The 12,363-nt window shown below is 40.5% G+C and carries 13 protein-coding genes; 3 read left to right on the top strand and 10 right to left on the bottom strand.

The window, feature by feature from the left end; translation table 11 throughout:
• Positions 1-64 precede the first annotated feature (64 nt).
• Positions 65-2,248, top strand: coding sequence for a carboxy terminal-processing peptidase (locus tag WA352_RS00065; RefSeq protein WP_033134110.1), 2,184 nt, complete (start codon positions 65-67; stop codon positions 2,246-2,248).
• Positions 2,249-2,310: 62 nt separating this feature from the next.
• On the opposite strand, the gene WA352_RS00060 is transcribed toward WA352_RS00065, so the two are convergent.
• The 6 genes from WA352_RS00060 to WA352_RS00035 form a co-directional block, all read right to left on the bottom strand.
• Entirely contained in the window at positions 2,311-2,760 is a 450-nt protein-coding gene (locus tag WA352_RS00060) for a DUF2147 domain-containing protein (RefSeq protein ID WP_033134109.1), read from the bottom strand.
• A 224-nt stretch (positions 2,761-2,984) separates the two neighbouring features.
• Positions 2,985-3,431 carry a DUF2147 domain-containing protein gene (locus tag WA352_RS00055; protein WP_171248670.1) on the bottom strand — a complete coding sequence of 149 codons (447 nt, stop codon included), beginning with the start codon at positions 3,429-3,431 and terminating at the stop codon, positions 2,985-2,987.
• Positions 3,432-3,515: 84 nt separating this feature from the next.
• Positions 3,516-4,184: an LrgB family protein gene (locus WA352_RS00050; protein WP_005201086.1), complete on the bottom strand. Its 669-nt coding sequence runs from the start codon at positions 4,182-4,184 to the stop codon at positions 3,516-3,518.
• Positions 4,185-4,195: 11 nt separating this feature from the next.
• Positions 4,196-4,558, bottom strand: coding sequence for a hypothetical protein (locus tag WA352_RS00045; protein ID WP_005201085.1), 363 nt, complete (start codon positions 4,556-4,558; stop codon positions 4,196-4,198).
• A 43-nt stretch (positions 4,559-4,601) separates the two neighbouring features.
• Positions 4,602-5,945, bottom strand: coding sequence for a ribosome rescue GTPase HflX (gene hflX, locus WA352_RS00040; protein ID WP_033134106.1), 1,344 nt, complete (start codon positions 5,943-5,945; stop codon positions 4,602-4,604).
• 74 nt (positions 5,946-6,019) lie between these two features.
• Positions 6,020-6,160: a hypothetical protein gene (locus WA352_RS00035; RefSeq protein ID WP_164467929.1), complete on the bottom strand. Its 141-nt coding sequence runs from the start codon at positions 6,158-6,160 to the stop codon at positions 6,020-6,022.
• A 190-nt stretch (positions 6,161-6,350) separates the two neighbouring features.
• Between WA352_RS00035 and WA352_RS00030 the strand changes: the two genes are divergently transcribed.
• Positions 6,351-7,181 carry a lysophospholipid acyltransferase family protein gene (locus WA352_RS00030; protein WP_033134105.1) on the top strand — a complete coding sequence of 277 codons (831 nt, stop codon included), beginning with the start codon at positions 6,351-6,353 and terminating at the stop codon, positions 7,179-7,181.
• Here WA352_RS00030 and WA352_RS00025 read toward each other — a convergent pair.
• Positions 7,174-8,736 (bottom strand): phospholipase D family protein, encoded by a 1,563-nt coding sequence (locus WA352_RS00025; RefSeq protein WP_374755512.1) that lies wholly within the window; start codon positions 8,734-8,736, stop codon positions 7,174-7,176. The genes WA352_RS00030 and WA352_RS00025 overlap by 8 nt on opposite strands.
• 169 nt (positions 8,737-8,905) lie before the next feature.
• On the opposite strand from WA352_RS00025, the gene WA352_RS00020 reads away from it, so the two are divergent.
• Positions 8,906-9,916 carry a metallophosphoesterase gene (locus WA352_RS00020; RefSeq protein ID WP_033134103.1) on the top strand — a complete coding sequence of 337 codons (1,011 nt, stop codon included), beginning with the start codon at positions 8,906-8,908 and terminating at the stop codon, positions 9,914-9,916.
• 47 nt (positions 9,917-9,963) lie between these two features.
• Here WA352_RS00020 and WA352_RS00015 read toward each other — a convergent pair whose 3' ends face one another.
• The 3 genes from WA352_RS00015 to WA352_RS00005 are packed head-to-tail and all read right to left on the bottom strand — an operon-like array spanning position 9,964 to position 12,154.
• Positions 9,964-10,443 (bottom strand): OmpA family protein, encoded by a 480-nt coding sequence (locus WA352_RS00015; protein WP_004804266.1) that lies wholly within the window; start codon positions 10,441-10,443, stop codon positions 9,964-9,966.
• 8 nt (positions 10,444-10,451) lie between these two features.
• Positions 10,452-11,675: a diguanylate cyclase domain-containing protein gene (locus WA352_RS00010; RefSeq protein ID WP_004804267.1), complete on the bottom strand. Its 1,224-nt coding sequence runs from the start codon at positions 11,673-11,675 to the stop codon at positions 10,452-10,454.
• Between the two features lie 5 nt (positions 11,676-11,680).
• On the bottom strand, positions 11,681-12,154 hold the full coding sequence (locus WA352_RS00005; RefSeq protein WP_004804270.1) for a YfiR family protein: 474 nt from the start codon (positions 12,152-12,154) through the stop codon (positions 11,681-11,683).
• Positions 12,155-12,363 lie beyond the last annotated feature (209 nt).

Genomic DNA, 12,363 nt, shown 5'->3' with positions numbered 1-12,363 from the left:
ATATATTCATCTTAATCACATCTGCATGTAATAATTGCCATATCCAAGGAAGTACCAAAATTTTATGAAACTTCAAATGATAGCGTGTGCAGTTGCAATCGCGACTGGTGGTTTATTTTTCTCTCATACCATAAATGAGGCATTTGCGGCGACTGAGGCACCTGTCGTTTCAACGGTAATCAAGCCATCACAAGAGCAGGCATTGGTTGCACGTCAGTTAGCCACATTGGTAGATCGTCAACACTATTTAAATATGCGCCTAGACGCAGCAACTTCAAACCGTGTTTTGAATATGTATTTGGATAGTCTTGATCCAGATCATTCATTATTTCTAAACGGTGAAGTTGAAGAATATCAAAAGAAATATGGTTCGAATTTTGGTAGTTCGTTAAAAGCGGGTAACTTAACTGGACCTTTCGCGATTCATGCGCAATACCGTGATCGTTTGAAACAATTTTATGAGTTTATGTTGGCAGAGTTGAAAAAGCCGCAGAACTTAAATCAAAAAGATGTCTATCTCGATACCGATCGTGAAAAAGCACCGTATTTCAAAACAACGGCTGAGCAACAACAACATTGGCAGCAAATGCTAGTGTCGCAGTTGATCAATTTAACCATTAGTAAAGAAGAAGAGCAGGCGAAGCAAAAAGCTTTAAAAGCAGATCCATCGCTGGCGAATGGTCAGGATTTGACTGGACCTGAAGATCTAACACCAGTGCAAACCTTAACCAAGCGTTATACCCGTCAGTTAGAGCGTATTGGGCGTGTGAAAAGTGATGACGTGTTAGAGAAAACATTGAATGCAATGTTGGCGACTTACGATCCGCACAGTAACTATTACCCACCGATTGATGCGATGGAGTTGAATCGTCAGACTACACTACAATTAGAGGGAATTGGTGTTTCGATCCGTCCTGAACGTGGTAATGAAGACTACACCAAAATTGAGACCATCGTTGAGGGTGGGCCAGCCAGTAAATCAGGTCAGGTGAAATCAGGAGATCGTATCATTGGCGTCGCGCAAGATGGCGAGAAAATGGTGGATGTGATTGGTTGGCCGAGTTCGGAAATCGTCGGGTTAATTCGTGGTAAACGTGGTACCAAAGTTGTGGTCCGCTTATTGGGTGCGGGTGCATCGATGAGTCAAGCACGTAATGTGACTTTAACCCGCGATATTATTCAAGAAGAAGATGCGGGTGTGCGTTCACGTACGGTTGAAATCACCCGTGATGGTAAAAAACATCTGTTTGGGGTGATTGAAATTCCATCGTTCTATTTTGACTATCGCTCTCGTCGTGCAGGTACTGAATACCGTTCAGTTTCTGAAGATACAGCCAAAGCATTAGATTCACTTAAGGCACAAAAAGTAGAAGGTATCTTGGTTGATTTGCGTAATGACCCAGGTGGTTCTCTAGAAGAAGTTGCGCGTATGCTCGGTCAGGTGATCAAGTCTGGTCCTGTGGTGCAAATCCGTGACGGCAACGGTAATGTCAATGTATTTGAAGATACCGATGGTGGTGAGCAAATCTATGCAGGCCCAATGGCGGTATTGGTTAACTTAGCATCGGCTTCTGCAAGTGAGATTTATTCTGCGGCGATTCAAGATTATGAGCGCGGGATTATCATTGGTAGTACCACGACAGGTAAAGGGACAGCACAAGTTCAATTAGACTCTTTGGCTTATGGTCAGGCAACATTGACGCAACGTAAGTTCTATCGCATTACGGGTGGTAGTACCCAAAATAAAGGTGTGATCCCAGATATCAAGTTGGTTGATATTTACAATGAGGAGTTTGGTGAGCGTAAAGCGAAAAATGCCTTGAAGTGGGATACCATTCCAACAGCACCATTCAAACGTGAAGGTTCAGTGCAACCGTATGTTGCTAAATTGGCTCAATCATCTGAACAACGTGTTGCGGCAGATTCTCAATTTAAATATTTAGAAGCACGTAAAGCAATTGCCAAGAAAACTTCGGATCAAAAGAAAGTGGTGCTCGATATTAATCAGCGCCGCGCCGAGTTGATTGATCTTGAGAAACAAACCTTGAATGCAGAAAATCAACGCCGCACTGCAACAGGTTTAGCACCGTATGCAAACTGGGAAAGTTATCAGGCATCTATTGATGCATTGGTTGAATCTCGTGCCAAAATGAAAGCACATTTGCGTCCACCATTGCCTGAAGAAGAAACCTTCATCAATGAAGCGGCAAATGTCTTGTTAGATTATTCGAAGTTGCAAGGTCGTTAAGCCCTTCATCATTCAATCAATAAAAAGCCCTGTATAACAGGGCTTTTTATTTTTGTATCAACTTAATTGACCCGAATCCAGATTTGGCTACGGCCAAGTACAGAGACGCCAACATAGCCACGTAAATGTAAGCGTTGCCCATTGCTACTGAGTTTTGCAGTCAAGCTATAGACACGACCACTGTTCGGATCCAAGATTTTCCCACCTGTGTAGGTGAGGTCCTTTTTATGTTTTAGCTTGGTAATCGCATTTAAACCTAAAATTGGCTTATTGGTATAAGGTGCAGGGCAGCCCGTACATAATTCTTTGGGGGTATAGCCTGTACGTGGGGTAATTTTGATAATTTTACCCGTATAGGAGCCATCGGCTTCTTGTATGATTTCAACCTGTCCTTTGGGGGCACCTGTTACATCATCAACGCTTTGCCAAATCCCAGCAATGTCTTGAGCAAAAGCAAAATGACTGAGTGTAAATAAGAAGAGAGAAGAGATCAATTTTGTCGACATGTTCATGTTAAAGCCTCCTTGCTGCCATGGCTGTCCTGCTATTATTTCGGATTTCTAATTCGAGATTCAATCATTATTTTACGGTTGTATATTTTTAATATTTGAAATTTCAATTATTTTTTATGTTGAAATTAAAAAAGCTTCTTCACGATATGAAGAAGCTTTTAGCTAGAACCGAGATCAATTTGATCAGAGAGAAGTGCGTCTAATGGCTCTAAATTTTATTGATTTTACTCAGCACGAATCCAGATCTGATTACGACCCAATGCCGATACACCGAGATAACCACGTAAGTGCAAACGCTTACCATTGGCGCTGAGTTTGGCTTTCATACTATAAATTTTGCCTGAATTTGGATCGAGAATACGACCGTTGGTATAGTTCAAGCCTTCGCTATATTTCAAACCTGTTACCACGTCTAAACCAATGATTGGCTTATTGGTATAGGGTGCAGGACAATCCACACAGGTTTCTTTAGGTGTATAACCTGTACGTGGCGTAATTTTAACTACTTTGCCCGCATATGTTCCATTCGTTTCTTTACGAATTTCAACCAATGCTTTAGGCGCCCCCGTCTTGTCATCAATACTTTGCCAGAGCCCCGTAATATCCTCTGCAAAAGTAAAACTGCTCACCGCAGATAAAAGTAACGCACTTAATAATTGTTTGCCCATCATTAAAAATCCTTTTAACGTTTAAGCTTACATTATGGCGGATATATGACAACTAGTTCAATCTTTATGTGATATCTGCGGCAAATTTTAAGATAAAGATAGAATAAAGGTCGGTAGCCAAATGGCTGTAAATACACCATTTACTGCCATACCAAAGGCTGCATAACGACCTGTGACAGGACCGCGTTGCCATGCTTGAGCTGTACCAATTGCATGCGCAGCTAAACCTAGCGCCAGACCAGAAGCACGTTCGTCATGGATATGTTTTAAAATCCAAGGGGAGAATGCCGCACCAATCACACCTGATAAAATCACAATCAGTGTCACCATCATCAAAGGAGCATGCAGTAGGGTTGCGATGTTCAAGGCAATTGGAGTAGTCACAGCACGCGTTGCAAAAGCCATAATAGTTGGCTCAGACATGTGCAGTAAATAGGCCAGTCCCATTGGTAGGGCAACCGCACTAATACTGGCAAAGCATAAAATCCCAATCATCGATTTTAGCGGTAGATCATCATAGCGCATTGCGGCTAAGGGAATTGCCAAAGCAACCGTGACATAGCCGAGTAGATGGTTGAAAACGCCATTCACGTTATCCATATACTGTTGGTAAGGAATGCCGAAGATTGCCAAGAAAGCAATCACAATAAACATGCCAAACACAATCAGTGGAATTTGTGGGAATTTTTGATTCAGTGGTTTGGCAAGAAGATAACTAACGAAGGTAATGATGAAGCCATAGATAACCATTGACATAGATCAGCTCCTTATAACCAACGTTTCGCCATTTTGGCATAAATCCATAATGGCAATAATGTACTGAAAGTTAGAATAAATAAAAATGCAGGAATTTCTTTGCCCATATGTACCAGCATGATTAATGAACCTGCACAGATCGGTAGAAAAGCAAATGCACTTTCTTTTAAGATTTTGTTGTTGGTATCAATCAGGCGATTGGAGATTTTTCTAAAACGTCTCCAGATTAACAATGTTGCTAATAAGCTAATCAGCCCAGCCAGATTGCCCAATTCAGGATGACCAAAAGCTTGCGTGATTGCGACAGCTCCTTCACGATAGACGATAATTAATAAAATCGTGCCAAACCAAGCTGTCCAATCAATATTTTTCATTTTCTTTCTAACTCTCGTTTATCGGAACGATGGCTGATCGTAATTATAGGGACGGATGATCTATTTCAAATTCTTCCAAAGGGCGTTGAAATAAGGAAGCTTTTTTTCCAAGAATTTCGTCTAATGGTAAATGGGCTTGTTTAATGATTTGTTCCAGTTTATGAGGGGCAATACACACCGACAAATGCAGATCACCTTGCTCATCATACTGTTCCGATTGAATCACGTTCAGCGTATAAAGTTGTGTGCGTAATTTACCGTAAGCGGGTTTTAGCACTAAGTCAAACTGTTGTAATTGTCCCATCAGACATTGTTGTACGGCTTGACTGAGTAATTCAAGTCCTTGAGCTGAATGGGCGGATACATAGACACGATCAGGGACGTCAGATGTTTTATAAATGATTTTGGCGGCATCACCGCTGAGATCAATTTTATTGTAGACATGCAAAATCGGGGCATCGGCACCGATTTCTTTCAGTACTGATTCTACCGCTTCAATCTGTTCAGGCATATTCGGACTGCTGCTATCAATGACGTGTAGCAGCAAGGTCGCTTCTAATGTTTCTTCTAAGGTGGCTTTGAACGATTCCACCAAATCATGTTGCAGGTTACGAACGAATCCAACGGTATCTGCCAGCACAACGGTACCAATACCGTCCCAATCTAAGCGACGTAAAGTGGGATCGAGGGTCGCAAACAGTTGATCGGCAGCATAGACATCGCTTTTGGCTAAAATATTAAATAAAGTCGATTTGCCCGCGTTGGTATATCCCACTAGCGAAATTGTTGGAATGGCAGCTTTTTGGCGTGCGGCACGTCCCTGTAAACGAGTTTGCTGTACTTTAACCAGTTTGTCTTTGAGTTGAGTAATACGCACTCGAATCAGTCGGCGGTCTGTTTCCAGTTGTGATTCACCAGGGCCACGTAGGCCGATACCACCTTTTTGTTGTTCTAAATTGCCCGTAAAGCCACGAATTAAACGGGTGGATAAATGTTTAAGTTGAGCTAACTCAACCTGTAATTTCCCTTCATGGGTACGTGCGCGGAGCGCAAAGATATCCAGAATCAAACCAGTACGGTCAATCACTCGACACTTGAGAATTCGTTCTAGATTACGTTCTTGCGCGGGCGAGAGTGAATGGTCGAAAATCACCAATTCCGCTTCGAGACTCTCGACTAACTCGGCAATCTCATCGACTTTCCCTGAACCGATAAAAAATTTCGGGTCAGGCTTATTACGTTGCACAATGAGATGTTCAAGGATTTCAGCGCCAGCAGATTGAGCGAGCAATCGAAACTCTTCAGCATCAAGATCGTCGAGGAGCTGGACAGACACACTGACTAAAATTGCCCGTTCACCGCTTTGACGCTGCTCAAAATTTTCCACGTGCTTATGAAATCCTTATATTTAAAGCCTTATTCTAGAATAAACTTTAACTAAAGGGCAAAGCCTTCGCGGATTTATATGACATTACGACGGATCAGCTCAATGAATCCGACTAATGTGCCCATATACAAAATAGACCATCCCAAAAACATTCTTAAAGCATAGCCATAAGGAATGGTGGTTTGGGTTTCAGATGTCGTGCTTTGCGGGTTCATCACATCACCTTTTAATCTGTAAATTCGATTTATTTATAATATTTGATCTGATAAATCTTTTAAAATTGAAAAAATTTATGCTCACATTCGTTTTTTGTTATCAAGGAAACTTCTATAAGGCAATATCGACATGATATAACAGAGTTAATTCAATGCACATGTGCATCTATGCGTACGGTTTTAAGAATTTATGACTCAACAAGCAACAGCAGTAAATAACACACCTTTAAGTTTGTTTTCGAAATTCAGTTTATATAGTAAAAAATTAGCCGCAGGTTTAGAAACCATTGGTGAGGGCTTCTATCTTATTTACCGTCATGGTTTATATAAAGATCCAAATAATCCTGTAAATACCCGTTATGTGCAGTATTTCTGTCGCCGTTTGTGTGAAGTCTTTAATATTGAAGTCCAAGTTCATGGCACCATTCCTCGTGAGCCTGCCTTATGGGTGAGTAACCATATTTCTTGGTTAGATGTGGCTGTGTTGGGCTCGGGTGCACGCATCTTTTTCTTGGCCAAAGCCGAAGTTGAAAAATGGCCTATTTTAGGGAACTTGGCAAAAGGCGGTGGCACTTTATTTATTAAGCGTGGTTCAGGTGATTCGATTCGCATTCGTGAGCAAATTACTGAATTCTTAAAACAAGATATTCCTGTACTGTTCTTTCCTGAAGCAACCACCACCGATGGCAGTAAAGTCAAAAAAGTACATGGCCGCTTATTAGGTGCTGCAATTGAAGCGCAACGACCTGTGCAGATTTGTGTGATTTGCTATGTGAATCAACAAGGTGAACTGGATTTGGTTGCGCCGTTTATCGGTGAAATGACATTTGCGGAGCATGTGCAACGTGTTTTGGAGATGCCTCAAGTCACCGCACATTTAATGACATTACCTGCCATTCCAGTCGAAGGGCATACGGTAGAAACGCTAACCAAGGAAGTCGACCGCCAAATGCGTGCTGGTCTAGAGCGCTTACAGCGAAAAGTATTGTCCGTACTACCAGAAAGCGTGGAAACTACATAAATCCTTCAATCGGGAGCCATGAAATCACTTTCATGCCTGCTCTTTGCCACCATTTCATTTTGGGTTCTTTAGTATAAATCAAAGGACCTTGTGGTGTTTCACGTTGCCACGTAATTTTCTTGTTGGCATCTAAAACCAAGCGATAGGCGTAAGTCTTTAGGTTCTGATCCATGGTCGCATGTACTGCTTGTGCCAATGGCGGGCTATTCAGTAATACGCCAATCTCGGTGTTCAAATAAGCGGAACGCGGGTCAAAATTAAAAGAACCAATAAAGACCTGTTTTTCATCGAGTGCCATCAGTTTGGCATGTAGACTCGAACGACTTAAACCTTTGATATTGACCTTGGCTTTTTTGGCCAGCTCTTCAGTGTGTTTATCTAAATCACTTTTATCAAGTGCAGGTAAAAACTCATATAGTTGTACGCCATTTTCCAGCAGTTCTTGGCGGTATTTCCCATAAAAAGCATGTACCACTGCTACGTCATTGGCTTTAAATGAGTTGGTCAATACTCTGACTTCGATACCATCTTTTGCCAAATCACTTAAAATTTTTGTTCCTTTCTTTTCAGGAACAAAATAAGCAGAAATTAAATCGATATTTTTTTCTGGTTGTTCGAGGTGGTTAATTAACTGGAAGTTGAGATGTTCTTCTTTTTTAGCTTTAGATTTGATTTTATCAGGTGAGTCTTTGACCACTTCTGCTTTGACCCAATCGAGTGAAATATCCCGATCCATGAGTGCGTCGACGGCTTGAGAGTGGCTGGTTAAATCAACATAGTTTTGTACCGTGATTCGTTTATAGTGCTCATCAAGTTGCTCTTTTAAACTTTCATAGCTTAAACGGTGAGTACTTTGTTTAACCACTTCTCGGACATCGTAGGCATATTCATGATTCCAGTAATCATCAAATGATTTGGAAATATCATTTACAGCGGTACCGAATAGCATCACATCCACGTCAGAAAACTGATAGGTATCACTGACATTGTAGTATTGGTTGGTCATATTGCGCCCACCAATCAAAGCCACCTGATGGTCGGCAATAAAGCTCTTATTATGCATACGACGGTTAATGCGCTTTAGATCCAGTACCATATCAATTGCACGATATTTTCGGAAACGGTAAGGATTGAATAGTTTTACCTCGATATTGGGATGTTGTGCCAAAGCTAAAAAAATACCTTCGGTATGCTTGGCATTATTATCATCAATCAATAGTCGAACGCGAACACCGCGATCTGCAGCACGGATCAGTGCATGCAAGGCCAAAGCCCCAACTTTGTCATTGTCCCAAATATAGTATTGTAAATCTAAGGTTTTTTCGGCTTTATCAATTAAACGCAGTCGAGCTGCGAGTGCTTCTAGTGGCTCATACAAAACGTGATAACCCGTGAGCTCGGGGTGCTGTTCTTGTAGGGGGCGAATCACTTGTGCTAAAGATGTTTGTGAGGTGTCGATTTGTGTGGTTGTTTGAATGACAGGTTCAATTTTATGTTTAGGTAAGGTACTGCAACCTGTAACGGTCAGTGCAATTGAACAATAAATCGCAACCATACTTTTATTGTAAGTACTTGTACTTATCTTTGTATGTTTGCTATTTAAATGAGAAAATTGCGTCATAATCGTTACTGATTAAAAGTTGGGCTCGAGTATACCACTTCATCGAAAAAGATAAATATAAGATGAGATGTATGTCCCTAAGGTAAAGTTAATGAGGGCTGTAATGTCGAATTCGGATACTATTATTTTTGGTTTTTATCTTATTTTTGCCGTTCTGGCATTTTGGGCATTGATTCAAGCTTGGGTTCATCAAGCACGTACAGAAACCATCCATCCATTTAAAGCCTTTGTACATTTATTGGCGTTTTATCTGTCTTATTTATTAGTCCCACTCTGGTTTTTTAGTATTTATGCTGGCTGGGTTGGATATTACAGTCTTCATCAAGCAGGATTTGTATTTTTACTTAGCAGTGTGTTGATCTATGCGCGTTTTATTGAGCCACACAAAATTCATCTTCAACATCATCAGTATCGACTCAATTCAGAACGTGAATTTACCCGACCGATTAAAGTCGCTTTAGTTGCTGATATGCATGTGGGTTTATTTTCAGGACATGAGCGACAATTAAAAAGCATTGTAAAGAAACTCAATCAAGCGCAACCTGATTTGGTTGTGGTTGCTGGTGATTGGACCTATGAACCTGAAAATCGCTTGATACAGGAGCTTGAGGTTTTAAAGCAAATTCAGGCACCTGTTTATTCGGTACCAGGTAATCATGATGAACAATATCCAGGTCCTCCAATTCAGGCATTATTGAGTCAGGCACTCGAACAGAACAATGTCATAGATATTGAAGGGAAAATTGTTGATTTTGATGAGTTCCGTTTGATCGGGATTGGAGATTTGTGGGCAGGGAAGGCGAATATGCGTTTTATGCCAGATTTACCACAAGATAAGCCTTGGTTGATTTTGTCACATAATCCCGACACTGTAGATATGGTGCCTGAGTTACCAACGCGCCCATTAATGCTATCGGGACATACACATGGTGGGCAGATCGAATTACCGTGGATTACCAGTTATATTATGAAACGCGTTTCAATTTTGGGACACAAGAAAGGTTTCTATACCCATGAACATGCGGATGTTTTTGTCACGGTTGGAACGGGGATGGTTGGTGTACCTTTTCGATTTCGGGTGCCACCAACGATTGATATCATTGAACTGATTTAAATAAAAAAACCGACTTAATAAAGTCGGTTTTTTTTCGTGATGAGCATTTATGGGATAATGATGACATTCACTCGACGGTTGCTGGCACGGTTTTCATCTGATGTATTGGCTACAAAAGGTTGGCTTGAGCCGCGACCCACTACAGTTAGGTTATTTTGCTTAAAGCCTTGAGCGACAAAAATTGTTGAAACACTTTGAGCACGTTCTTCAGAGAGTTTCTGATTGTATTCTGGATTACCAATATCATCGGTATGACCAACAATTTTTAATTTTTGTAGGTCATATTTATTTAATTGCGTGGCCAAACGAACAATCTCTTTTTGATGTTCAGGTTTGATCTCTGCCTTATTAAAATCAAATAATAAACGTTCAGGTAGGCCCAGTGTCCAGCCTTCATCTGTCAATACGAAACCTTCTTTCTTCAGCATCTTGACCTGACGATATTTCAACGGGCCAAAACTCAAGCAGCCAGCCAATGTTAGGCAGAGCAACGCAATAAATGAAATTTTAATGGTGTGAGTGCGCATAACATGTCCTAAATTTCTGGTTTATAAAGAAACCAATGTGGGTTTAAATTTTTAGCTTTATACATGGCTTGATCGGCTTGCATAATTAAATCCTCTGGATTCTCTGCAAACTGAGAAAAAGCAACCCCTAAGCTAAAACCGAAATGAATCATTTGTCCGTTAAACGCTAAAGGCTGCTCACAACTTGCGAGAACGCCTTCAGCGATTGTTGTTAAATGATCAGTGTGATGGATTGCATGTAGAATGATGGCAAACTCGTCACCACCTAAACGCGCAATAAAATCCTCATGGCGGACCGATAGCCTTAAACGAGACGCCATTTCTTTTAAAACCGCATCACCGGCTAAATGCCCATACTCATCATTAATCATTTTAAACTTGTTATTGTCGATAAATAATAAGGCCGAGTTGTGACGATATTGCGGGTTTTCGAAGATATTGAATAATTCTTGATAAAAATAATGACGATTTGGCAAGCTCGTCAGTTGATCATGGTGGGCTTGGAATGACAGTTGACGATTTTCTTTTTGCAAATGAGTATGCCAAATTTGGATTTCTTCTAACAGTTCATTAAATACGGTATTTAAATTTTGAAATTCGTGAATATGGTTGTTGGGGAAGCGTAAGTTATAGGCCTTTTGATCACTGACCAATTGTGCAATATGGGTGAGTGGCTTTATTGCTTGCATAATTTGGCGATAGGTAATATTCACCGACCACAATAAAGCAATCACAATGAAGAACATTGAAATTGCAAGACCAATAATAATGGTCTTTAAAAAGTGCAAAATATTCTCGGAGCTACCATAGAGCACCAGTTCGCCTACTTTTTTCTTATGATGGACTACCATGAGTTTAACGGGATCATGTAAAAACCAACGATCCATTAAATCTTGCATCACTGATGTATGTGCAACTTTTTTGGTACTTTCAGCCAATAGTTGTTGCTGTGGATCATAAACATGAATACTGCGGATAGCATGTTCACTGGTGTAATCATCAAGGATCTGATCAATTGCACCTTTATCTCTAAACACCACTGCAGGTTGAACACGTTCCAGAACCGTTTGGCTTAATAACTGTAAATTTTGTTTCGCATAGGTTTCCATAGTGAACATGGAAATTGTGGCGAATGTAAAAGAACAAATTACGAAAGTAATTGCAAAGATCGCAAACTGCGACTTACGGAATAAAGCGTGTAAGGACGTTGATTGATATAAATTAGAAATCATCCTGTTCACCCTGCATTCTTTGCTAAAAGTAAAACACGAGGATCAATATGCACTTTGGAATAACTTAACGCATCCAAATTTACCTTAAAAGTAGAAAAGGTCTTCTTGTTATATAAACAGAAAATACTGCCAATTTCACAGGCTGGGTTATTGGTACTCAATGAAAGCAACGATCGGGACGGATAGGCTTGAATCAAGTTTTGCTGTTGTTGCGGTGACGTTGTTGTGAAATAGGCAACATGACATTCTGTTTTCGGGAAGTCTTTAGCGCTGACTGCCTGAACTTGATATTCATAAGCAAGCTGACGAATATTGCTTTGGAACTGATTCGCAGCATCTTGATTGTCTATGACACAAATGGTTGGCCGATTTGTATTCGACCATTTGCTATAACTTAATATTGATAAAGCCAATTCATAGAAGTTATGCGTTGATATGGCATAGCAAAGCGGGCTCGCAGCAAAAGATGCAGCAAGCAATAAATATCGAGCCTTTTTACCAGCAAACCGTATTTTCAATCAAAAGTGCCAAAAAATGTGAAGCAAGAGACATATTCTACTGGACTTAATTGTTTAAAAAAAGTTCTTAAACACAAAGGAAAAGCATTAAAAGTAACTGTTCAGTTCAAAAAATAGGCGGTCGAAGCAATAATTTAAGATAATTTGAAAAATGGGGTTGTGTTGGGTAG

Source organism: Acinetobacter sp. 102 (genome assembly GCF_037028485.1).
Classification (GTDB): Bacteria; Pseudomonadota; Gammaproteobacteria; order Pseudomonadales; family Moraxellaceae; genus Acinetobacter; species Acinetobacter higginsii.
Note: the sequence above shows the minus strand (reverse complement) of the source record. Positions and strands in the feature narration are given on the sequence as shown.